Origin of the sequence: Catenulispora acidiphila DSM 44928, from assembly GCF_000024025.1 — a bacterium.
GTDB classification, from domain to species: Bacteria; Actinomycetota; Actinomycetes; order Streptomycetales; family Catenulisporaceae; genus Catenulispora; species Catenulispora acidiphila.
Genome location: NC_013131.1, coordinates 1,653,407 through 1,674,315, shown reverse-complemented (window position 1 = coordinate 1,674,315; position 20,909 = coordinate 1,653,407). Strand labels below are relative to the sequence as shown.

Annotated in this window: 21 protein-coding genes; 8 read left to right on the top strand and 13 right to left on the bottom strand. The window is 69.6% G+C overall.

Features of this window, described 5'->3' with window-relative positions; genetic code table 11:
• Positions 1 to 125 precede the first annotated feature (125 nt).
• Positions 126 to 1,478, top strand: coding sequence for a UDP-N-acetylglucosamine 1-carboxyvinyltransferase (murA, locus tag CACI_RS07320; protein WP_012785687.1), 1,353 nt, complete (start codon positions 126 to 128; stop codon positions 1,476 to 1,478).
• Positions 1,479 to 1,544: 66 nt separating this feature from the next.
• The gene (locus CACI_RS07315) at positions 1,545 to 2,012 is read left to right on the top strand and encodes a DIP1984 family protein (protein ID WP_041540103.1); all 468 of its coding nucleotides are present in this window, start codon (positions 1,545 to 1,547) and stop codon (positions 2,010 to 2,012) included.
• 319 nt (positions 2,013 to 2,331) lie between these two features.
• Here the strand turns inward: CACI_RS07315 and CACI_RS07310 are convergent, their stop codons facing one another.
• A complete protein-coding gene (locus CACI_RS07310) occupies positions 2,332 to 2,823 on the bottom strand; it encodes a nitroreductase/quinone reductase family protein (RefSeq protein WP_012785685.1) in 492 nt (163 codons plus the stop codon).
• A 109-nt stretch (positions 2,824 to 2,932) separates the two neighbouring features.
• Positions 2,933 to 4,345 carry an NAD-dependent malic enzyme gene (locus tag CACI_RS07305; RefSeq protein WP_012785684.1) on the bottom strand — a complete coding sequence of 471 codons (1,413 nt, stop codon included), beginning with the start codon at positions 4,343 to 4,345 and terminating at the stop codon, positions 2,933 to 2,935.
• A 349-nt stretch (positions 4,346 to 4,694) separates the two neighbouring features.
• Here CACI_RS07305 and CACI_RS07300 point away from each other — a divergent pair, with 349 nt between their 5' ends.
• Entirely contained in the window at positions 4,695 to 4,898 is a 204-nt protein-coding gene (locus tag CACI_RS07300) for a cold-shock protein (RefSeq protein ID WP_012785683.1), read from the top strand.
• Positions 4,899 to 5,033: 135 nt separating this feature from the next.
• Here CACI_RS07300 and galE read toward each other — a convergent pair whose 3' ends face one another.
• The 9 genes from galE to CACI_RS07255 form a co-directional block, all read right to left on the bottom strand.
• Complete coding sequence (gene galE, locus CACI_RS07295; protein WP_012785682.1) at positions 5,034 to 6,005, bottom strand: UDP-glucose 4-epimerase GalE; 972 nt, start codon at positions 6,003 to 6,005, stop codon at positions 5,034 to 5,036.
• Between the two features lie 72 nt (positions 6,006 to 6,077).
• The gene (locus tag CACI_RS07290; RefSeq protein ID WP_012785681.1) at positions 6,078 to 6,722 is read right to left on the bottom strand and encodes a LutC/YkgG family protein; all 645 of its coding nucleotides are present in this window, start codon (positions 6,720 to 6,722) and stop codon (positions 6,078 to 6,080) included.
• Positions 6,719 to 8,176: a LutB/LldF family L-lactate oxidation iron-sulfur protein gene (locus tag CACI_RS07285; protein ID WP_012785680.1), complete on the bottom strand. Its 1,458-nt coding sequence runs from the start codon at positions 8,174 to 8,176 to the stop codon at positions 6,719 to 6,721. The genes CACI_RS07290 and CACI_RS07285 overlap by 4 nt, the downstream gene beginning before the upstream one ends.
• Complete coding sequence (locus CACI_RS07280) at positions 8,173 to 8,856, bottom strand: (Fe-S)-binding protein (RefSeq protein WP_012785679.1); 684 nt, start codon at positions 8,854 to 8,856, stop codon at positions 8,173 to 8,175. Before CACI_RS07280 ends, CACI_RS07285 begins: the two co-directional genes overlap by 4 nt.
• A 1-nt stretch (position 8,857) precedes the next feature.
• Complete coding sequence (locus tag CACI_RS07275) at positions 8,858 to 9,799, bottom strand: aldo/keto reductase (RefSeq protein ID WP_012785678.1); 942 nt, start codon at positions 9,797 to 9,799, stop codon at positions 8,858 to 8,860.
• Positions 9,796 to 10,221: a hypothetical protein gene (locus CACI_RS49640; RefSeq protein ID WP_012785677.1), complete on the bottom strand. Its 426-nt coding sequence runs from the start codon at positions 10,219 to 10,221 to the stop codon at positions 9,796 to 9,798. The genes CACI_RS07275 and CACI_RS49640 overlap by 4 nt, the downstream gene beginning before the upstream one ends.
• Positions 10,222 to 10,225: 4 nt before the next feature.
• Positions 10,226 to 10,984, bottom strand: a complete 759-nt coding sequence (locus CACI_RS07265; RefSeq protein WP_041541290.1) for an SDR family NAD(P)-dependent oxidoreductase — start codon at positions 10,982 to 10,984, stop codon at positions 10,226 to 10,228.
• 10 nt (positions 10,985 to 10,994) lie between these two features.
• Positions 10,995 to 12,308, bottom strand: coding sequence for an L-fuconate dehydratase (locus tag CACI_RS07260; RefSeq protein ID WP_012785675.1), 1,314 nt, complete (start codon positions 12,306 to 12,308; stop codon positions 10,995 to 10,997).
• A complete protein-coding gene (locus CACI_RS07255; protein WP_012785674.1) occupies positions 12,305 to 13,165 on the bottom strand; it encodes a fumarylacetoacetate hydrolase family protein in 861 nt (286 codons plus the stop codon). The genes CACI_RS07260 and CACI_RS07255 overlap by 4 nt, the downstream gene beginning before the upstream one ends.
• Before the next feature lie 232 nt (positions 13,166 to 13,397).
• On the opposite strand from CACI_RS07255, the gene CACI_RS07250 reads away from it, so the two are divergent.
• Genes CACI_RS07250 through CACI_RS07240 form a run of 3 tightly spaced genes read left to right on the top strand, consistent with a single transcriptional unit; the run spans position 13,398 to position 17,122 of the window.
• Positions 13,398 to 14,438 (top strand): sugar ABC transporter substrate-binding protein, encoded by a 1,041-nt coding sequence (locus tag CACI_RS07250; protein WP_012785673.1) that lies wholly within the window; start codon positions 13,398 to 13,400, stop codon positions 14,436 to 14,438.
• Between the two features lie 7 nt (positions 14,439 to 14,445).
• Positions 14,446 to 16,092, top strand: a complete 1,647-nt coding sequence (locus CACI_RS07245; RefSeq protein ID WP_012785672.1) for a sugar ABC transporter ATP-binding protein — start codon at positions 14,446 to 14,448, stop codon at positions 16,090 to 16,092.
• Entirely contained in the window at positions 16,085 to 17,122 is a 1,038-nt protein-coding gene (locus CACI_RS07240) for an ABC transporter permease (protein WP_012785671.1), read from the top strand. The genes CACI_RS07245 and CACI_RS07240 overlap by 8 nt, the downstream gene beginning before the upstream one ends.
• Before the next feature lie 62 nt (positions 17,123 to 17,184).
• Here CACI_RS07240 and CACI_RS07235 read toward each other — a convergent pair whose 3' ends face one another.
• Positions 17,185 to 17,880: a FadR/GntR family transcriptional regulator gene (locus tag CACI_RS07235; protein WP_012785670.1), complete on the bottom strand. Its 696-nt coding sequence runs from the start codon at positions 17,878 to 17,880 to the stop codon at positions 17,185 to 17,187.
• A gap of 213 nt (positions 17,881 to 18,093) precedes the next feature.
• Between CACI_RS07235 and CACI_RS07230 the strand changes: the two genes are divergently transcribed.
• Complete coding sequence (locus tag CACI_RS07230; RefSeq protein ID WP_143765166.1) at positions 18,094 to 18,528, top strand: hypothetical protein; 435 nt, start codon at positions 18,094 to 18,096, stop codon at positions 18,526 to 18,528.
• Between the two features lie 21 nt (positions 18,529 to 18,549).
• Here CACI_RS07230 and CACI_RS07225 read toward each other — a convergent pair whose 3' ends face one another.
• Entirely contained in the window at positions 18,550 to 19,947 is a 1,398-nt protein-coding gene (locus tag CACI_RS07225; protein ID WP_012785668.1) for an MATE family efflux transporter, read from the bottom strand.
• Positions 19,948 to 20,115: 168 nt separating this feature from the next.
• Here CACI_RS07225 and CACI_RS07220 point away from each other — a divergent pair, with 168 nt between their 5' ends.
• Positions 20,116 to 20,874, top strand: a complete 759-nt coding sequence (locus CACI_RS07220) for a group II truncated hemoglobin (protein WP_012785667.1) — start codon at positions 20,116 to 20,118, stop codon at positions 20,872 to 20,874.
• The last annotated feature ends 35 nt before the right edge of the window (positions 20,875 to 20,909 follow it).

The following is a 20,909-nucleotide window of genomic DNA, read 5'->3' as shown; positions in this document are numbered from 1 at the left end:
CGGCGCCCGAGCGAACTGCGATCTTCGTCAGCTTCGACCGCATGCGCCCGGTGTTCGAGTACCCTGGATCGGCCGCCGACCCGTCCCCCTGTAGCGGTCCGCAAGCACACACCCAGTGGAGAACCATGGCTCTGAGCACCTCCTCCGACGTCCTGACAGTGCACGGCGGAGCCGCCCTGTCCGGTGAGGTCCGGGTCCGGGGCGCCAAAAACCTGGTGCCCAAAGCGATGGTCGCCGCGCTGCTGGGACACGGGACCTCGGTCCTGCACAACGTGCCCCAGATCTCGGACGTGCGGATCGTCACCGGTCTGCTGGAGGCGCACGGCGTCTCGGTGACCCGGGGCGAGAGCCCCGACACGCTGATCCTGGACCCGGCTTCGGTCGAGGCGGCGAGCGACGCGGCGGTCGAGGCGCACGCCGGGACCAGCCGCATCCCGGTGCTGTTCTGCGGTCCGCTGCTGCACCGGCTGGGCCGCGCCTTCATCCCGGACCTGGGCGGCTGCAAGATCGGCGACCGTCCGATCGACTTCCACCTGGACGCCCTGCGCGCCTTCGGCGCGGTGGTCGAGAAGCGCCCCGAGGGCCTGCTGATCTCGGCGCCCGAGCGGCTGCGCGGCACGCACATCCGGCTGCCGTACCCCAGCGTCGGGGCGACCGAGCAGGTGCTGCTGACCGCGGTGCTGGCCGAGGGTGTGACAGAGCTCTCCAACGCCGCGACCGAGCCGGAGATCGTGGACCTGATCGCGGTGCTGCAGAAGATGGGCGCCATAATCTCCGTCCACAACGACCGCGTGGTCCGCATCATCGGCGTCGACCGCCTGGACGGCTTCACCCACCGCGCCGTCCCGGACCGCCTGGAGACCGCGTCCTGGGCCTGCGCGGCCCTGGCCACCGGCGGCGACATCCGCGTCATCGGCGCCTCGCAGGGCGAGATGATGACGTTCCTGAACGTCTTCCGCCGCATAGGGGGAGACTTCGAGGTCGACGACGCCCCCGGCAACCCGTCGATCCGCTTCTGGCACTCCGGCGGCCAGATGCGCGCCCTGGCGCTGGAGACCGACGTCCACCCGGGCCTGTCCACGGACTGGCAGCAGCCGCTGGTCGTCGCGCTGACGCAGGCGCACGGCCTGTCGATCATCCACGAGACGGTCTACGAGCAGCGCCTGGGCTTCACCGAGGCGCTGAACCGCATGGGCGCCCAGATCCAGCTCTACCGCGAGTGCCTCGGCGGCAGCGCCTGCCGCTTCGGCCAGCGCAACTTCATGCACTCGGCGGTCATCTCCGGCCCGACCAAGCTGCACGGCGCCGAACTGACCATCCCCGACCTGCGCGCCGGCTTCAGCTACCTGATCGCCGCCCTCGCCGCCCAGGGGACGTCCACCGTGCACGGCATCAGCCTGATCCACCGCGGCTACGAGGACTTCGAGGCGAAGCTCTCCGCGCTGGGCGCGGACGTGGAGCTGGGGATTCCGGCCTGATCGGGATTCCCGGTTATGCGTATCGGCACTATGGACATCGGCAGGAAGAAAAGGGGGGTGACCGGAATGAAAGTGGCTGAAGCACTGGCCCTGCGCGCCGACGCGGCACGCCGCGTCGATCAGCTGAAGGCACGCATCGTGGCCAACGCGCGCTACCAGGAAGGCGAGGAGCCCTCCGAGAACGCCGCGACACTGCTGGCCGAAGCAGGCACCACCCTGGACCACCTCGAGGAGCTGATCCGCCGCATCAACCGCACCAACGCCGCGGCCACGATCGGTCCCGACGGCACCCTCAGCGACGCCCTGGCCCGCCGCGACACCCTCCGCCTGCGCCACTCGGTCGTGACCGCCGCGGCCGACGCCGCCGCCGGCAAGAACACGGGCTACCAGCGCCAACTACGCTCGGAGCTGAAGATGCTCTCGGCGCTGCGGGTCTCCGCCCTGCGCGCGCAGAGCGACGCCCTGAGCCGCGAGATCCGCGAAATCGACGTCCGCATCCAGCGCGCCAACTGGGAGGTCGATCTTCTGGACTGACCCGCCGGGCGACCGGCGAGGTCAGCCGTGTGGAGCAGGTAGCCGCCGCGGAGGCGAGCACGACCCCGACGAGCCGACGGGGAAAACTCGGCTCACCGATGGTGCACGAAGGGCAGTGCGGGGGTTCGACTCCCCACTCCACAAATGAGCCCAGCACAGCGCACAGGTAACGGCGCACAGGGCACACCTCACCACCATGTGCAGGTCCGCGGCGGCGAGGGCGGGCAAGGGGCACTCCACACGGCACAGCACGGCGGCCGCGGATCTGATCCGCGGCCGCCGTCGTTCTACGTTCGGGGACTTGGTAGCGCCAGGTTGCTCACCCCACCTGAGGCGTCAGCAATATCGCCCGCGCGCCCTGCTCCACAGCCGCCCGCACCGCGTCCGCGTCCGGCTCACCGGAGGAGTCGAAGCCGATAGCGTGGAAGTTCGCGAAAGCGTGGTTCTTGCGGCACATCACCGTGTACAGCTCGGCGACGCGGTCGGGGTCCGTCACCACCTCGACGTCGGCCGAGCGGAGCTTTCCCTTGTAGCGGACCTGGATCGGGTCGCCGGTGCGCAGGTTGCGGCTCCAGCCGAACTGCGTGCCGATCAGGATCTTCCCGTCGTGCGCCATGTAGGCGATCGGGATGGCGTAGCGCTTACCGCTCTTGCGGCCGTAGACGTACAGCAGGATCAGGTTCTGCCCGATCCCCTTGGCCACGCCTGGCGTACTCAACGCCGCGCGACTGATGGCGTTCACCAGGCCCTGCACGCGCAGCTTCTGAGCCCGCCCCGCCGGGCGTCCGGCGGGCTTCGTCTCAGTACCCATGGTGCGGACGCTACTCCCGCATCCGCACCGCGACCACAAATCGGCGGCGACACGCCCAAGCGCCGCCGCACCGACGCCGAGCCGCCGCCGCTGGACCGCGCCGGCTCCCCTACTCCGCGGGGTCGCCCTTCACCGCCGCGACGACCGCCTCGGACACCGTCTTGGCCAGGTCCTTGTGGAACACGCTGGGCACGATGTAGCTCGGGTTCAGGTCGCCGTCGCCGACCGTCGAGGCGATCGCGCGCGCCGCGGCGACCAGCACCTCGGAGGTGATGGTGTTGGACTGCGCGTCGATCAGGCCGCGGAAGACGCCGGGGAAGGCGAGCACGTTGTTGATCTGGTTCGGGTAGTCGCTGCGGCCGGTGGCCACGACCGCGGCGTGCGCCAGGGCGTCGTCGGGGTCGACCTCGGGCTCGGGGTTGGCCAGGGCGAAGACGATCGCGCCGGGCGCCATGGTGGCGATGTCCTCGCCGGTCAGGATGCGCGGGGCGGACACGCCGATGAAGACGTCGGCGCCGGCCAGCGCCTCCCTCAGGGTGCCGGTGAGGTTGCCGGGGTTGGTGTGGTCGGCGACCCAGCGCAGTTCGCCGTCGCCGTCCCCGCCGTTGACGTCCGCGCGGCCGACGTGGACCACGCCGTGGTAGTCGGCGACGGTGATGTCGGTGGCGCCGGCGGCGATGAGCAGCTTCAGGATCGCGGTGCCGGCCGCCCCCGCGCCGGAGCCGACGATGCGCACGTCCTCCAGCTTCTTGCCGACCACCTTCAGCGCGTTGGTCAGCGCCGCGAGCACCACGATCGCGGTGCCGTGCTGGTCGTCGTGGAAGACCGGGATGTCCAGCTCCTGGCGCAGCCGGCGCTCGATCTCGAAGCACCGCGGCGCGCTGATGTCCTCCAGGTTGATCCCGGCGAAGCCCGGCGCGATCGCCTTGACCACCTTGATGATCTCCTCGGTGTCCTGCGTGTCCAGGCACAGCGGCCACGCGTCCACCCCGGCGAACTGCTTGAACAGCGCCGCCTTGCCCTCCATCACCGGCAGCGCCGCGATCGGCCCGATGTTGCCCAGTCCCAGCACCGCCGAGCCGTCGGTGACCACCGCGACGGTGTTGCGCTTGATGGTCAGGCGCCGGGCGTCCTCGGGGTTCTCCGCCAGCGCCAGCGACACCCGAGCGACGCCGGGCGTGTAAGCCATGGACAGCTCGTCGCGGTTGCGCAGCGCGACCTTGGAGCTCATCTCGATCTTGCCGCCGAGGTGCATCAGGAAGGTCCGGTCCGAGACCTTGCCGACCTCGACCCCCTCGATCTTGGACAGCTCCTCGGTGATCGCCTTGGAGTGCTCCTCGCTGCTCGCGGCGATGGTGACGTCGACCCGCAGCCGGTCCCGGCTCGAGCCCGAGACGTCCAGGCCGGTGACCACACCTCCGGCGTCCTCCACCGCCCTGGTGATCCCGCTCACCGCGTTGCCGTAGGAGGGAGCCTCCAGACGGACGGTGATCGAATAGGACACGCTGGGTGAGGCGGACACGGGCGGTTCTCCTTTGAACTTCCGGCTTTCTTGCTCCTCAAGCGTAGACGCAACGACCCCGCCTCCGAGGCACGGTTGCTTGCGCGATATGCGCAAAACTCGCCGGAGCCCGCGCTCCCCTATCGCCGTCGCTTGATCAAGCTTTCGCCGTCGCGTGATCGAGTCGTGGCTGCATCGTGATCTGATGCGTGATCCACACCCTCGCCGAGTCCGGAGTGATCGCGTACACTCGCAGCCAAGGTCGTGAGTTCGCGGTGTTAAAGGCCCAGCGGAACTAATTCCGCCGGGCCGTTCTTGTCTGATGACACCGAGACCGACAATGGTTCTTCAAGCAGGAAATGAGAGCAGGATGGCTCAGGGGACAGTCAAGTGGTTCAACGGCGAGAAGGGCTACGGCTTCATCTCGCAAGATGAGGGCGGCCCGGACGTGTTCGTGCACTTCTCCGCCATCCAGTCGAGCGGCTACCGCTCGCTGGAGGAGAATCAGCGCGTCGAGTTCGAGGTCACTCAGGGCCCGAAGGGCGCCCAGGCGGAGAATGTCCGTCCGGTCTGAGGCATCCCTCTCGGATTAACACGAGCCGCATTCGGAACTCAGCTTCCGAATGCGGCTTTCTGCTGTCCGGAACAACCCCTGAACAACTGCGCCGGATATCAGCCTCGGAAATCACCCAAGGCCCGATATGAGCGACTAACGACGATAGAAGGCCCAGGCGTCCGCGACGGTCTCGGACAGCTCCGTCCGCTCCGGGCTCCAGCCCAGCACGGTGCGCGCCCGCTCCGCTGAGGCCACCAGCCGCGCCGGGTCGCCCGCACGCCGCGGCTTCTCCGCCGCCGGTACCGCCGCGCCGGTCGCCTTGCGCACGGCTTCGAGCACCTCGTAGACCGAGAAACCGGTCCCGGTGCCCAGATTGCAGATCAGGTGCTCGCCCTGCTTCGCCGCGCCGAGCGCCAGCAGGTGCGCCTCAGCCAGGTCCCGCACGTGGATGTAGTCGCGGATCGCGGTCCCGTCCGGCGTCGGGTAGTCGGTGCCGAACACCGAGGCCTCCGGCGCGTTCCCGGCGGCGACGTCCAGCAGCCGCGGGATCAGGTGGGTCTCCACCTCGTGCCGCTCGCCCTGGGGACCGTAGGCGCCGGCGACGTTGAAGTACCGCAGCGACACCGCGGCGATGCCGTACGCCGGGGCGGCGAACGTCAGCATCTGGTCGGCGGCCAGCTTCGAGGCGCCGTAGGGGTTCGTCGGGACCGTGGGCATGTCCTCGGTGATCGGCGTGGCGTCCGGCTCGCCGTAGCAGGCGGCGGTCGAGGAGAAGACGATCGTGCCGATGCCGTGGTCGCGCATCGCCTCCAGCAGGTTCGCCGTGGTGGTGATGTTGTGCCGGAAGTACCGGGCCGGCTCGACGACCGACTCCCCGACCAGCGAGCGCGCCGCGAAGTGCAGGATCGCGTCGATCGGACCGCCGGCTGCGACCTCCCGCAGCACGTCGCCGAGCTGCCGCTGGTCCAGCACGTCCGCGTGCCGGAACGCCGCCCCGGCCGGCACCGCGTCCCGGTGCCCGGTGGACAGGTCGTCCACGACCGTCACCTCGTGCCCGGCCTCGACCAACACCGCGGAGGTGACCGACCCGACGTATCCGGCGCCCCCAATGACCAGCAAACGCATACTTGTTCTGACCTCCGCTAAGACCGAGTTGGACGACCCCCAGCCTAGCCGAATTCCCAGAATTGAACAGAGTCACTCAGAAATCAACACAACCACCAGGGTCCGCGGCCCGTGCACGCCCTCGACCCGGTCCAGCTCGATGTCAGAGGTCGCTGAAGGCCCGGAGATGAAGGTGGTCGGCCGCGTCGGTACCAGGGAGCGGATCGCGATCGGCACGTCGGCGGCGACCTGAGCGGCGCGCACGACGCACAGGTGCAGGTCGGGAACGAGCGAGAGCGCGCGCCGCCCCTGCCCGGGCCCGGCGTCCAGCACGATGGTCCCGGTCACCGCGATCCCCTGCGCCGCCAGGGTGATGACGCCGTCGGACGCGTCGAGTTCCGCGGGGGTCAGCGGCGGCTCGTCGGACAGGCGCGAACCTTCGTACCGAGCTACCAACGCGTCCGGAAAGCCAGGCGGGACAACGAGATTCGCGACGGCGTGCTCGGTGAGGATCCGGGCGATCTCCTCCGGCGCGCCGGACTCCGCGACGCGGACGACCGTGGCGCGGTAGTCCGCGACGCGTTCGGCGAACAGCTCGACGACGGCGCCGGGGTCGCCGGGCGCGTGGCTGTCGACGTAGGCGCGGGTGACCTCGACGTCTTCGGCGCGCTCGTCGCGGGGCACGTCGCGCAACCCCGAGCGGACGCGTTCCAGGATCCGGCCCTTCGCCTCGCTCATCGCCGTCCCGCCTTCCGCCACCATGCCCGGAACGACTCCCGCGCCGGCACCGGCACGTCCCGCGCCCCCGTCCACTTCCTCGCCGGTCCCGGCAGCCAGCGTCCGCCGCCGATGCCGGCGACCCGGCCGCCGATCGCGCCCAGCCGCTCCGCCCACGCCAGCCGGCGCGGCGAGCCGAAGACCACCCGCGCGCCCTTCATCGCCAGCGCCTCGGGCTTCGGCACGCCGCCCCGATGCGCGTCCACGACCTTCGCCCGCAGGTGCACCAGCATCTCCGGGATGTCGATCCGCACCGGACAGGCGTCGTAGCACGCGCCGCACAGCGTCGAGGCGAACGGGAGTGAATCAGCGTGCTCAGACGTGCCGACGCCGACCAGCTGCGGCGTCAGCACCGCGCCGATCGGTCCCGGATACACCGATCCGTACGACCGCCCGCCGGTGCGCTCATAGACCGGGCACACGTTCAAGCACGCCGAGCACCGGATGCAGTGCAGCGCCGACCGTCCCGCCGTGTCGGCCAAGGTCTTCGTGCGGCCGTTGTCGAGCAGGACCAGGTGGAACTCCTGCGGTCCGTCTCCGGGCGTGACCCCGGTCCACAGCGACGTATAGGGGTTCATCCGTTCCGCGGTCGACGACCTCGGCAGCAGTTGCAGGAACACTTCCAGATCGCTGAACGACGGCAGGACCTTCTCGATGCCCATCACCGTGATCAGCGTCTCCGGCAGCGTCAGGCACATCCGGCCGTTGCCCTCGGACTCCACGACCCCGACGGTCCCAGTGTCCGCGCAGGCGAAGTTCGCTCCGGAGATCGCCACCTTCGCCCGAAGGAACTTCTCCCGCAGGTGCACGCGCGCCGCCTCGGCCAGCACGCGCGGCTCGTCGGTGAGATCGTCCGGCGCCGCGATGCCGTGCTTGCCCATCTCCCGCTGGAAGATGTCGCGGATCTCGGAGCGGTTGCGGTGGATGGCCGGGACCAGGATGTGCGAGGGGCGGTCGTCGTTGAGCTGCACGATCAGCTCGGCGAGGTCGGTCTCGGTGGCCTCGATCCCGTCGTCCTCGAGCGCCTCGTTGAGCCCGATCTCCTGGGTCGCCATGGACTTGATCTTCACGACCTCGGTCGCGCCCTTGGCCCGCACCAGTTCGCTGACGATCCGGTTGGCCTCGCGTGCGTCCTCGGCCCAGTGCACGACACCGCCGGCGGCCGTGACCGAAGCCTCCAACTGAAGCAGGTACTCGTCCAGATGCCGCATCACGCGGTCCTTGATCTGGGAGCCGGCTTCGCGCAGCGTCTCCCAGTCATCGAGCTCTGCGACAGCCCGCAACCGCTTGTCGCGGATGGTGGTCGTCGCGTGCTTCAGGTTGCGGCGCAGCTGGGTGTCTTGCAGGGCGTCATGCGCTGCCTGGGGGAACGTCGGCGAGCCCAGCCAGACGACGTTGACCTGGTCGCCGCTCATCGCGTCGCCGCCAAGATCTCAGCGAGATGCAGGGTCCTGACGCCGGACTTGACCCGGCTCAGTCCGCCGCCGATGTGCATCAGGCAGGAGTTGTCGGAGGCACACAGCGTCTGCGCGCCGGTCTTGCGCACATTGCCCATCTTGTCCTGCAGCATCGCCACCGAGGTCTCAGAGTTCTTCATCGCGAACGTCCCGCCGAACCCGCAGCACGACTCCGCCTCCGGCAGCTCCACCAGGTCGATCCCCTCCACGGCGCGCAGCAACTGCAACGGTTTGTCGCCGACGCGCAACATGCGCAGGCTGTGGCACGTCGGGTGGTAGGTGACGCGGTGCGGGAAGTAGGCGCCGACGTCGGTCACGTTCAGGACGTCCACCAGGAATTCCGAGAACTCATAGACGTTCGGCGCCGTCTCGGTCCGGTGGTGGTGCCGGACGTGGCCGCCGCAGGAGCCGGACGGCGTGACGATGGCGTCGTAGCCGCGGAACGCGTCGTTGAACGCCCCGACCAGCGAGTCCGCCTCGCGCCGATAGCCGGTGTTGTGATGCATCTGGCCGCAGCAGGTCTGCGCCGCCGGGAACTCGACCGTGTGGCCAAGCCGCTCCAGCACGGCGGTGACCGCCTTGCCGGTGTCGGGGAAGAGCGCGTCGTTGTAGCAGGTGATGAACAGGGCGACGCGCATCTCAGACCTCTGCCCACACCGCATCGGGGATCGGCAGCCGCGCCATCTCGACGCAGTCCAGTACCTCCGGCGCCGAGCGCGCACCGATCAGGACGGACTTCACCGCCGGATGGCGTTGCGGGAACTGGAGTGCCGCGGCACGCAAGGGAACCCCGTGCTGCTCGCAGATCCCCTTGAGACGCAGCGCCTCGTTCAGGATCTCAGGCGGCACAGCCGCGTAGTCGTAGGTCGAGCTGGGCTTCGGATCAACCAGCAGCCCGGAGTTGAACACGCCGCCGACCACCACGCTCACACCGCGCGCGACCGCCTCGTCCAGCAGCTCCGCGCCGGACCGGTCGAGCAGCGTGTAGCGGCCGGCGAGCAACACGACGTCGATGTCCGTGTCGCGCATGAAACGCAAAGGAATCGCGGTCTGATTCATCCCGACCCCGATGGCGCCGATCACCCCTTCGGAGCGAAGCTTCGCCAAGGCGGGGAACGCCTCGCCTATCGCCTGCTCCGCATGGCTGGGCAGATCCGGATCGTGGATCAGCACGGTATCGATGCGGTCCAGACCGAGCCGCTCGAGGCTGGCCTCGATCGACCGCCGCACACCGTCTCCGGAGAAGTCCCACACCCGCCGAAACGCGGCGGGCACAGCGAATCCCTGATCATCGAAGCCGACCGGATCGGCGACCGGCTCCAGAATCCGCCCGACCTTGCTCGACACGACGAACTCCTCACGCGGCCGCCCCCGCAACGCCGCCCCAAGGCGCCGCTCCGACAGCCCGAGCCCATAGTGCGGCGCGGTATCGAACGCCCGGATACCCGCGTCCCACGCGGCATCCACGGCGGCTCGCGCCTCATCATCGCCGACCACAGTGAACAGGTTGCCGATACCCGCCGCGCCATACGACAGCTCGGTCAGCTCGACGCCACGGCCGATGGTGCGGTCGGTGCTCACGATGCACCGCCAAACGCGCTCGCGCCGACGCCAACACCGACGCCCACGCAGACCAGCTGCGCTCGCATGCCATCACCAGCAAGGGCGCCGAACACGGTCGCGCCGACCCCGACACCGACCCCATCGCCATCGCCGACCAGCCGCCCTCGCATGCCATCGCCGGCAAGGGCGCCGAACACAGTCGCTCCGACTCCGACTCCGACGCCGACGCCGACGCCGACGCCATCGCCATCGCCAACACCGACACGCACCAGCCACGCTCGCATGCCGCCGGCTCCGCCGTCGCCGACACGCACCTGCCGCGCTCGCATGCCGCCGCCATCGCCGCCGCCGCCAAGGCCGCTCGCCGAGACCGTGCACTCCACCCGGTGCCGGTCGGGGTTCACGTCCCCGGTCCGACACCGCTCGTCGCTCTTGGGCATGCCCTCACTGTCCCACGGGGCGCAACCGCAACCCGGCCATTCCGCCGTCCACGGCGAGTGCCGTGCCGGTCACCGAGGCCGCCGTCGGCGAGGCCAGGTAGGCGATCGCCGCCGCGACCTCGTCCGCGGACACCAGGCGGCCCATCGGCTGGCGCGCCTCCAGCGCCGCGCGCTCGGCGGCCGGGTCGTCGGCGGCGTCGAGCAGGCGGCCGACCCACGGCGTGTCGGCGGTGCCCGGGTTCACACAGTTCACCCGGACGCCCTCGCGCACGTGGTCGGCCGCCATCGCCAGGGTCAGCGACAGCACCGCGCCCTTCGTCGCCGAGTAGAGCGCGCGCTGCGGCAGCCCGGCGGTCGCCGCGATCGAGCAGGTGTTCACGATCGCGGCGTGCTGTGACGCGCGCAGCGCCGGCAGCGCCGCGCGGGTCACGCGCACCATGCCGACGACGTTCACGTCGTAGACCCGCAGCCACTGCTCGTCGGGGTTGTCCTCGACCGTGCCGGCCGCGCCGATGCCGGCGTTGTTGACCAGCACGTCCAGACCGCCGAGCGCGTCCAGCGCCGAGGCGACCGCCGCACGCACCGAGGCGTCGTCGGAGACGTCCGCCTTGAAGCCGTGCAGTCCGGCCGAGACCGCCGCCGCCGGGTCCAGGTCCAGCACCGCCACCGCCGCGCCGCGGTTGGCCAGCAGCCGCGCGGTCGCCGCGCCGATGCCGGAGCCGCCGCCGGTGACGACCGCCTTCAGCCCTTCGAAGTCCCGCAAGTCCTGCACTTCACACCTCTCCTCGGTCCGCGCGCCAGAACGATCCGTCAGGGAACGAATACGCTTCCAGGGTCGCCGGGAACATCTCCGCGGAGAAGCCCGGCGTCGTCGGGGTCTGATACGCCCCGCCGGTGACCACGGTCGGCGTCACGAAGTGCTCGTGCAAGTGGTCCACGTACTCCACGACCCGGTCCGTCCGCGAGCCGGACAGCGCCACGAAGTCGAACATCGACAGGTGCTGCACCAGCTCGCACAGCCCGACCCCGCCGGCGTGCGGACACACCGGGACGCCGAACTTGGCCGCCAGCAACAGGATCGCCAGGTTCTCGTTCACCCCGCCGACCCGCGCGGCGTCCAGCTGCACGAAGTCGATCGCCTCGGCCTGCAGCAGCTGCTTGAAGATGATCCGGTTCTGCACGTGCTCCCCGGTCGCCACCTTCACCGGCGCCACCGCGCCGCGGATCGCGGCGTGCCCGAGCACGTCGTCCGGCGAGGTCGGCTCCTCGATCCAGTACACGTCGAACTCGGCCAGCGCCTTGACCCACTCGATCGCCTCGCCGACGTTCCAGCGCTGGTTGGCGTCGATCGCCATCCGCACGTCCGGACCGACCGCGGCGCGCGCGGCCCGACAGCGGCGCACGTCGTCGGCCAGGTCCGCGCCGACCTTCAGCTTGATCTGGGTGAAGCCGGCCGCGACCGCCTCGTGCGCCAGCCGGGTCAGCTTCTCGTCGGAGTAGCCGAGCCAGCCCGGCGAGGTCGTGTACGCCGGATACCCCTCGGCACGCAGCGAGGTCTCCCGCGCGGCCGCTCCGTCCTTGCCGCGCCGCAGCATCTCCAGCGCTTCCTCGGGGGTCAAAGCGTCGGTGAGGTATCGGAAATCGACCTGCGAGACCAGCCAGCGCGGATCGGCGTCGGCCAGCAGTTTCCACAGCGGGACCCCGGCGCGTTTGGCCGCCAGGTCCCAGATCGCGTTGACGACGGCGCCTATCGCCATGTGCATGACGCCCTTTTCGGGCCCGAGCCAGCGCAGTTGGCTGTCGCCTATCAGGGCCCTGTTGACGATGCCCGGGTCGGCGCAGACCTCCTCGACGTCCCGGCCGAGGACGTGCTCGCGCAGCGCCTCGATCGCCGCCACCTGGACGTCGTTCCCGCGGCCGATGGTGAAGGTGAAGCCGTGGCCGCTCAAGCCGTCCTCGGCGTCGGTGCGCAGGATCAGGTACGCCGCGGAGTAGTCGGGATCCGGGTTCATCGCGTCCGAGCCGTCGAGCTCGCGCGAGGTCGGGAACCGGACGTCGAAGGTCTCGAAACCGACGATCCGGCTCATGCCTGGACCAGATTCGAGCGCTGCGAGCCCAGCCCGTCGATCTCCAGCTCGACCACGTCGCCGGCGCGCAGGTAGGGATGATCGGGCATCCCGAGCGCGACGCCGGCGGGCGTCCCGGTGTTGATGACGTCTCCCGGCTCCAACACCATGTGCTGCGACAGGTAGTGAACGACCTCGGCGACCCCGAAGATCATGTTCTCGGTGTTGCCGTTCTGCCGCTGCTCGCCGTTGACCGCCAGGCGCAGCCCGAGCTTCTGGAAGTCGCCGACCTCGTCGGCGGTCACCAGCCAGGGACCCAGCGGGTTGAACGACTCGCAGGACTTGCCGAGGTCCCACTGCCCCGAGCGCTCGAGCTGGAACTCGCGCTCGGAGACGTCGTTGCTGACCGCGAAGCCGCCGATGACGTCGAGCGCCGCCTCATGCGATTCCAGGTAGCGGGCCCGCGCGCCGATGACGACGGCCAGCTCCACCTCCCAGTCGGTCTTCACCGACGCGCGCGGGATGAGGATGTCGTCGTTCGGGCCGACGACTGTATAAGGGTCCTTCATGAACACCACCGGACGCGGCGGGATCGCGGCGCCGGTCTCCTCGGCGTGGTCCCGGTAGTTCAGCCCGATGCACACCACCTTGCCGGGCCGGGCGACCGCGGCGCCGACGCGCGCGGCCGCGACGTCCTCGGCCGGGATCTCAGGCAGCGTGCCGGCCTCGGCCGCGGCGCGGACGGACTCGGCACCCTGATTCACCCAGAACGCGCGGTCCAGGTCGCCGATGACACCGGTCAGATCGAAGTGGCGGCCGTCGGCGGCGAGCAGCACGGGGCGCTCGCGGCCGGGCTCGCCCAAGCGGAGGAGTCTCACGCTCCGGGACTCTAGGCAAACATCGGATCTATCGTCAAGGGAACCAAGATCCTTCTCATCTCCCGAACCGGGGTCGGCCTGCCGATTCTCGGAATCGATCTCTGAAAGCCCCGTAACGATTGCGTTCCATAGGCTTTACAGCCCGCCGTCCGACGGCTATACATCGGATGACTCAACCGCACGTGACATCCACCACACCCTCCCCCGCACACCCTCACCAGCGAGGACGGACATGAGGCTGCACCGTACTTCTAGATCAGTAATGGCCCTCACGGCCGTTGTGGCGCTCGGACTGAGCGCCGCCGCCTGTGGACGAGGCGGCTCCAAGTCCGACTCCGGCGGCAAGAAGATAGGCATCGACTTCCCCAGGTCGGACTCCGACTTCTGGAACAGCTACGCCAAGTACGTCAACGCCGACGTCAAGTCCGGCAGCATGAACGCGCTGCCGCCGACGAACTCCAACAACAAGACCGACACCCTGGTCTCCAACGTCACGACGCTGACGGGCCAGGGCGCCAAGGTCATCGTGATGGCGCCGCAGGACACCGGCGCGATCGCCAGCACCCTGGACAGCCTGGCGAGCAAGAAGATCCCGGTGGTCAGCGTGGACACCCGCCCCGACAAGGGGCAGGTCTACATGGTCGTCCGCGCCGACAACAAGGCCTACGGCACCAAGGCCTGCCAGTTCCTCGGCGACAAGCTCAAGGGCACCGGCACCATCGTGGAGTTCGAGGGCGACCTGACCTCCATCAACGGCCGCGACCGCTCCCAGGCCTTCGGCGACTGCATGAAGCAGAACTACCCGAACATCAAGGTGGAGGCCGAACCGACCAACTGGGTCGGCGACACCGCCGCCGCCAAACTCCAGGACGCCCTGAACGCCGGCACCGTCAACGGCATCTACATGCAGGCCGGCGGCGTCTTCCTAGCCCCGACCCTCTCCCTGCTCAAGCAGAAGAACCTCCTGGTCCCCCCGACCGACCCCAAGCACATCTTCATCATCTCCAACGACGGCATCCCGGCAGAGTTCCAAGCCATCAAGGCCGGCCAGATCGACGCCACCGTCTCCCAACCCGCCGACCTCTACGCCAAGTACGCCCTCTTCTACGCCCAAGCCGCCGCCCAGGGCAAAACCTTCGCCCCCGGCCCGACCGACCACAACTCCACCATCATCCAGCTCCCCAACGGACTCGAGGACCAGCTCCCCGCCCCGCTGGTGACCTCGGCGAACGTCGACGACAGCTCCTTGTGGGGCAATCAGGTGGGCAAGTGATCCGGCGATGACAGCGCACGACCTGAGGGCGGCCGGTGATACCGGCCGCCCCGTCGCCACGGCGATCGCCGTCTCGAAGAGCTTCGGTGCCACGCGGGCGCTGATCGATGTCGATATCTCTGTCGCGCCTGGGGAGGCGCATGCGCTGGTTGGGCGGAATGGCGCTGGGAAGTCGACGTTGGTGTCGTTGCTGACCGGGTTGGCGCGGCCGGATGGGGGGCGGATCCTGTTCGGGGGTGAGGGTTCGCCGCCGTTGTCCGATCGGGCGGCTTGGCAGGCCCGGGTTGCGTGTGTGTATCAGAAGTCGACGATCATTCCGACGTTGTCGGTGGCGGAGAACCTGTTCCTGAACCGGCAGTCTGACGGGCTGCGGCGGATCAGTTGGAAGGGGTTGCGCGGGCGTGCCGCGGATCTGCTCGCCGAGTACGAGATCGACGTGGATCCCTCCGCCGCGGCCTCGACGCTGGCCGTGGACCAGCGGCAGGTGCTGGAGATCGCCCGCGCGCTGTCGTTCGGGGCGCGGTTCATCATCCTGGACGAGCCCACCGCGCAGCTGGACGGCGCGAAGATCGCGGGGCTCTTCGACCGGTTGCGGCGGCTGCAGGAATCCGGCGTGGCGTTCCTGTTCATCTCGCACCATCTGTCCGAGGTGTACGAGGTCTGCCAGACCGTCACGGTCTACCGCGACGCCCGGCACATCCTCACCGCGCCGGTCGCCGGGCTGGACAAGGATCAGCTGATCGAGGCGATGACCGGCGAGGACCGCTCGGAGCGCGCGCAGTTCGCGGTCGACACCTACACACCGCCCGCTGAAGCGAAGCCTGCGCTGGAAATCAGAGACCTGGCTTTGACCGGCGCCTACTCCGCCTTCTCCGTCACCGTCGGCGAGGGCGAGATCGTCGGCCTGGCCGGCGCGGGCGGCTCCGGCGTCGTGACGCTCGGGGAGACGGTCGCCGGGCTGCACCGCCCGAGCGCCGGGACCGTGACGGTCTCCGGGACGAACGTGCGCACCGGCAGCGTGCCGGACGCGCTGCACGCCGGGCTCGGCTTCGTGCCGGAAGACCGGCACGCCCAAGGCGTCGTCCCGATGCGCCCGATCGCGGAGAACATCACGCTCACCGCGATGGACCGGCTGGGGCGCCACGGATTCTTCACCGGCGACTCGCTGCGCCGCGCCGGCAGTGCCCTGATGGACCGGCTGGACGTCAAGGCCGAGGGACCGGACCAGCCGGTCGGCGCGCTGTCCGGCGGCAACCAGCAGAAGGTCGTCATGGGCCGCGCGCTGGCCAACTCGCCGAAGGCGCTGGTGCTGATCCGGCCGACCGCCGGCGTCGACGTCAAGTCGAAGGAGTCGCTGCTCGGCACGGTCCGCCAGGCCGCGGACGAGGGCTGCGGCGCGCTGCTGGTGTCCGACGAGCTGGACGACCTGCGGATCGCGCACCGGGTACTGGTGATGTTCAAGGGCGAGGTCGTCGCGGAGTTCCCGAGCGGCTGGGGCGACGCCGAACTCGTCGCCGCGGTCGAGGGACTGAGCGCCGGCGCGCCGGCCGCGGGACACGCGGAACACACAGAACACACAGAGCACGCCGCCGAACCCGGCACAGAACACGAGCAGCACACGCTCACGAACAACGAAGGGTCCGGCCATGAGTGAGGCCACGACGATGTCCGACGCGGCCGAGACCGTCCCGGCCGAACGCCCGGCGCGGTTCGCCCGCCCCAGCACCCGCTGGCTCCGCGAGTTCTCGCTGCTGCCGGCGATGGCGCTGCTGATCCTGATCGGCTTCATCGAGTCGCCGGACTTCCTGACCGGCGACAACTTCCTGGCCATGCTCCAGCAGTCGACCGAGCTCAGCGTCCTGGTCCTGGCCGAGGCGCTGATCCTGATCAGCGGCCGCATGGACCTGTCGCTGGAGTCGACGGTGACGCTGGCGCCGGTGATCGCGCTGTGGCTGGTCCTGCCGACCTCCGGGAACCGCTTCAACGGCCTGGGCTTCGGCGCGGCGTGGATGGCGATCCCGATCTGCCTGCTGGTCGGGGCGGCGGTCGGGACGATCAACGGCTTCCTGATCCTGAAGATGAATCTGAACGGCTTCGTCGTCACCCTCGGGATGCTGACGATGCTGCACGGCCTGGTGATCGTGATCGACGGCGGCCAGACCATCTTCACGCTCCCGCCGTCCTTCTCCTACCTCGGCCGCACCGAATGGGCCGGGCAGCCGGCCTCGGTGTGGATCTGCGGCATCCTGTTCGCCGTCGGCATCGTCGCCCTCGGCTGGTACCGCCACGGCCGCGGCCTCTACGCGATCGGCGGCAACCCCGGCGCCGCCAAGGCCGCCGGCATCCGCGTGGAGCGCACCGTCTGGATCGTCCTGATCATCGGCTCGATGCTCGCCGCCTTCGCCGGAATGCTCTACACCGGCCGCCTCGGCTCGGCCTCGGCCAGCGCCGGCACCGGGAAGATCTTCGAGGTGTTCGCCGCGACCGTGATCGGCGGCGTGAGCATGAACGGCGGCCGCGGCTCCCTGTTCGGAGCGCTCACCGGCGTGCTGACCCTGAAGCTGATCGAGAACGTGCTCACCTTCGGACACGTCTCGGCGAACGACATCGAGTTCTTCAACGGCGTGGTGATCCTCGTCGCGCTGATCGTCTCGCGCTACACCTCCGGCGCCGCGCAAGACTAGGCGAAGCGGTGGGGCGCCGGTTCTGTCAGAACCGGCGCCCCACCGCTTTCGCCGCTTTCACCTCAGCCCTGCGTCGACCGCTTCTCGCTCAACGTGTTCCGCAGCCACTGCTCGATGCTCACGATGTGGATCGTCGCCCACGCCCGCGCGCCCTCGGAGTCCCGCTCGGCCAGCGCGTCCAGGATCGCCGTGTGCTCCATCAGCGTCCGCGTCAGCGCGCCCTCCTGCGTCAGCCCGCGCCAGACCCGCGCGCGCGTCGTCGGTCCCGACAGGCTGTCCAGCAGCGACCCCAGCACCACGTTGCGCGAGCACGCCGCGATCCGGCTGTGGAACTCCAGGTCGTTGCGCACCAGGTCCTCGACCGTGGGAGCGTTGCCGATCAGCGCCAAGTGCTCGCGCAGCTCGGCGACCTCCTCGTCGGTGACGCGCTGCGCGGCCATGGCGGTGGCGGCGGGCTCCAGGATGCGGCGCACCTCCAGGAACTCCAGGACCGTGTCGTCGCGGTGGAAGTCCACCACGAAGCTCATCGCCTCCAGCAGCCGCGCCGGCTCCAGGCTGGTGACGTAAGTGCCGTCGCCCTGGCGGACGTCCAGGACGTGGATCAGCGACAGCGCGCGGACCGCCTCACGCAGCGAGCTGCGCGAAAGTCCCAGCTCCGCGGCCAGGTCCGCCTCTTTGGGGAGGCGGTCACCGGGCCGCAGCCGGCCCTTGATGATCATCTCTTTGATCTTCTCGATCGCCTCGTCGGTCACCGCCATGCGGTCATTGTGCCAGCGTCACGGCCGGTCGGCGGAGGTGGCCGGGCGGAGAACCCTTACCGGCCGCACCGCGGCAGGACCAGGCGTTGCCGCGAAGGCGATTCAAACACCGGCGTGGAACACGCAGTAGCTGAGCACGTCACCCCAGGTTTATCCTGCGAACAAATCAGCGTGGCGCGGCAGATCGACCTCGGGGGGAACGCGGTGGCACAGATGGACACGATGACTGGTCCGGACAAGACCGGCGCACAAGCGCCGCCGCCGGACACCATCGTCAGAGCGGTCCGGCTGATGTGGGTCGGTGCGGCGCTCGCCGTGCTCCTGGGCCTGGTCGGAGGCGCCAACGAGGTCCACCGGCCGGTGGTCGCCGCGATCAGCGTCGCCTCCGGGGTGGTCGTCGGCGGGATCTGGTGGCTGGTGGCGCGCGCCTGTCAGCGCGGCCGCGGCACCGGCCGTGTGGTGGGTGCGGTGTTCTTCGCCCTGTCCACGCTCGGGATGGTGCAGTCGCTGTCCGGCGAGCTCCACGTCGAGACGGCGGCGCTCGTCATCGACATCCTGAGCTGGGTCGTCGGCCTCGGCGCGATGGTCTTGCTGTGGCAGCGCGACTCGGGAGTGTTCTTCGACTCCCGCCGCACCTTCCCGCGTTAAGGGAAAGTTCTGGCCCCGCCGCTAAGGCGTCTGCGTCACCGCCGCGACCTCCGCGGCGGCTGTCGCGTCCTCCGTTCCCGCACCGCTCGCGCCGCGATCGGCGCCGGTCACGATCCACTGGTCGGTCCGGATGCGTGTCCCGAGCGCGATGAGGCGCGCGAGCATGAACACCCCGAGGGCCCACCACAAGCCGGTCAGCCCTTGGTCCAGGTGGTACGAACCGAGCGCGGCGGCCAGGTAGGCGCTGGTGGTCGCGATGCCGGCCCACGCCAGGAACCGGCCGTCGCCGGCGCCGATGAGCAGGCCGTCGAGGACGAACACCGGCGCGGCGATCGGCAGGAACAGCGCCTCCAGCAGCAGCACGTCCTCCAGCAGATTCCGGACCGTCTGATCCTCGGTGAACAGCGGGATGAACCCTTGCCGCGTCGCCAGCACCACCAGGGCGAGCAGCACGCCGAGCACCACGCCCCACTCGATCGTCCGGCGCGTCGCCCGCCGCGCGCCCGCTACGTCCGACGCCCCGAGCAACTGCGAGATCCACGCCTGCCCGGCGATCGCCAGCGCGTCCAGCACCAGCCCTAGGAAACCCCATAGGGACCATGCGACCTGTTGTGCCGCCAGTGCTTCCGTCCCATAGCGCGCGGCAAGGATCGTCCCGGCAAGCAGTGCGATGCGCAGCAGTATCGTGCGGATCAGCAAGGGGATCGAGGCGGTCGCGGCCTGCTTGATCCCCTCGAAGTCTGGCTTGAGCGGCGCATCATATTTACGCGCCGCCTTATAGACGACCACTGCGTACGCAGCCGCCATCCCGTACTGCACAAGGACCGTCCCGGTGGCGGACCCCGCGATCCCCATCCCCACGGGATAGACGAGCACCAGGTTCAGCACGACGTTCATCCCGGCGCCGGTCGCCGCCACTACAAGTGTCGTGCGAATGTCCTGCAGACCTCGCAGGACTCCTGTAGAGGCGAGCACTAGGAGCATCGCCGGCTGTCCGATAGAGGCGATCCGCAGATACGTCACGCCATAAGGCACCGCCTCAGGCGACGCCCCGAACACCCGCACCAGCGGCGCGGCGAACACGATCCCGGCGAGTCCCAGCACCACGCCGAGGATCACGCCGAGCCACATCCCGTCCACGCCCTGCCGCACCGCGCCCGGCAGGTCCCCCGCGCCGATCCGGCGCCCGACGGCAGCTGTCGTCCCATAAGCAAGGAACACGCACAGGTACGTCAGCGTCGCCAGCAACGCACTCGCCGCCGCCAGCCCGGCCAGTTGCGGAGTCCCGAGATGCCCGACGATCGCGGAGTCCGCGAGCAGGAACAACGGCTCGGCGACGAGGTTCCCCAACGCCGGCAGCGCGAGCTTCAGCAACCGTGCGTCCTCGGCCGTCGGGCGGAAGCTGTGCTCGGACGTCATCGGCTGCCCCCGGTCGGCGAGTTGTCATGGTCCCTATGCCGTCACGCATATTACAGCGCCAGATCGGCGCTGATAAAGAACGGCGCCCTGGAAAACGCCGCACAGAGGTCGCGCCATCGGCCATAGTGATCTGTCATGAAGTAAGCACTCTGCAGGAGGCTCCACGCCATGATCGTCGAGTACATCCGCTACCGCATCCCGGCCGACCGCGCCGAAGGCTTCGAAGCGGCCTACGCCCGGGCCGCCGAGAGCCTGGCGGCGGCGCCGGAATGCGTCGACTACGAGCTGACCCGCTGCGTCGACGAACCCGACCAGTACGCCTTGCACATCACGTGGACGTCCGCCAAGGACCACCTGGAGAGCTTCCGCGGCGGCGAGCAATTCCCGGCGTTCTTCACCGAGATCAAGCCTTACGTCGGCGACATCCTGGAGATGCGGCACTACGGGCGGACCGGCGTGCGGGGCGAGGGCGGCTCGGTCCCGAGCCTGTACGAATGGATCGGCGGCGAGGAAGCGCTTCTGCGCCTGACGGAGGCGTTCTACCGCGAGGTCCTCAAGGACGACCTCCTCTACCCGCTGTTCGCCGGCATGGACCCGGAGCACCCGCAGCACGTCGCGCTCTGGCTCGGCGAGGTCTTCGGCGGCCCGAACACCTACACCGACTCCCACGGCGGCTACCGCCACATGATCCGGCAGCACCTCGGCCGGGGCATCGAGGAGAAGCAGCGCCGCCGCTGGGTCAGCCTCCTGATGGACGCCGCCGACGAGGTCGGACTCCCCGACGACCCCGAGTTCCGCGCCGCGTTCGTCAGCTACATCGAGTGGGGCACCCGGCTGGCCGTCATCAACTCCCGGCCCGGCGTGAAGGAGTACGACGCCCCGATGCCGAAATGGAACTGGGGCGGGCACCCTCCCTACCGCGGGTGAGCGGCCGGGGGTACCCGCCTCGGAAAGCGCTGCGC

Bases quoted from the DNA above. Each gene is read 5' to 3' on its own strand.
- galE (WP_012785682.1), bottom strand. From the start codon at position 6,005: ATGCGTTTGCTGGTCATTGGGGGCGCCGGATACGTCGGGTCGGTCACC.
- CACI_RS07280 (WP_012785679.1), bottom strand. From the start codon at position 8,856: ATGCGCGTCGCCCTGTTCATCACCTGCTACAACGACGCGCTCTTCCCC.
- CACI_RS07220 (WP_012785667.1), top strand. From the start codon at position 20,116: ATGATCGTCGAGTACATCCGCTACCGCATCCCGGCCGACCGCGCCGAA.
- CACI_RS07315 (WP_041540103.1), top strand. From the start codon at position 1,545: ATGAAAGTGGCTGAAGCACTGGCCCTGCGCGCCGACGCGGCACGCCGC.
- CACI_RS07245 (WP_012785672.1), top strand. From the start codon at position 14,446: ATGACAGCGCACGACCTGAGGGCGGCCGGTGATACCGGCCGCCCCGTC.
- CACI_RS07250 (WP_012785673.1), top strand. From the start codon at position 13,398: ATGAGGCTGCACCGTACTTCTAGATCAGTAATGGCCCTCACGGCCGTT.
- CACI_RS07285 (WP_012785680.1), bottom strand. From the start codon at position 8,176: ATGAGCGGCGACCAGGTCAACGTCGTCTGGCTGGGCTCGCCGACGTTC.
- CACI_RS07235 (WP_012785670.1), bottom strand. From the start codon at position 17,880: ATGGCGGTGACCGACGAGGCGATCGAGAAGATCAAAGAGATGATCATC.
- CACI_RS07310 (WP_012785685.1), bottom strand. From the start codon at position 2,823: ATGGGTACTGAGACGAAGCCCGCCGGACGCCCGGCGGGGCGGGCTCAG.
- CACI_RS49640 (WP_012785677.1), bottom strand. From the start codon at position 10,221: ATGCCCAAGAGCGACGAGCGGTGTCGGACCGGGGACGTGAACCCCGAC.
- CACI_RS07300 (WP_012785683.1), top strand. From the start codon at position 4,695: ATGGCTCAGGGGACAGTCAAGTGGTTCAACGGCGAGAAGGGCTACGGC.
- CACI_RS07225 (WP_012785668.1), bottom strand. From the start codon at position 19,947: ATGACGTCCGAGCACAGCTTCCGCCCGACGGCCGAGGACGCACGGTTG.
- CACI_RS07230 (WP_143765166.1), top strand. From the start codon at position 18,094: ATGGACACGATGACTGGTCCGGACAAGACCGGCGCACAAGCGCCGCCG.
- CACI_RS07240 (WP_012785671.1), top strand. From the start codon at position 16,085: ATGAGTGAGGCCACGACGATGTCCGACGCGGCCGAGACCGTCCCGGCC.
- murA (WP_012785687.1), top strand. From the start codon at position 126: ATGGCTCTGAGCACCTCCTCCGACGTCCTGACAGTGCACGGCGGAGCC.
- CACI_RS07260 (WP_012785675.1), bottom strand. From the start codon at position 12,308: ATGAGCCGGATCGTCGGTTTCGAGACCTTCGACGTCCGGTTCCCGACC.
- CACI_RS07290 (WP_012785681.1), bottom strand. From the start codon at position 6,722: ATGAGCGAGGCGAAGGGCCGGATCCTGGAACGCGTCCGCTCGGGGTTG.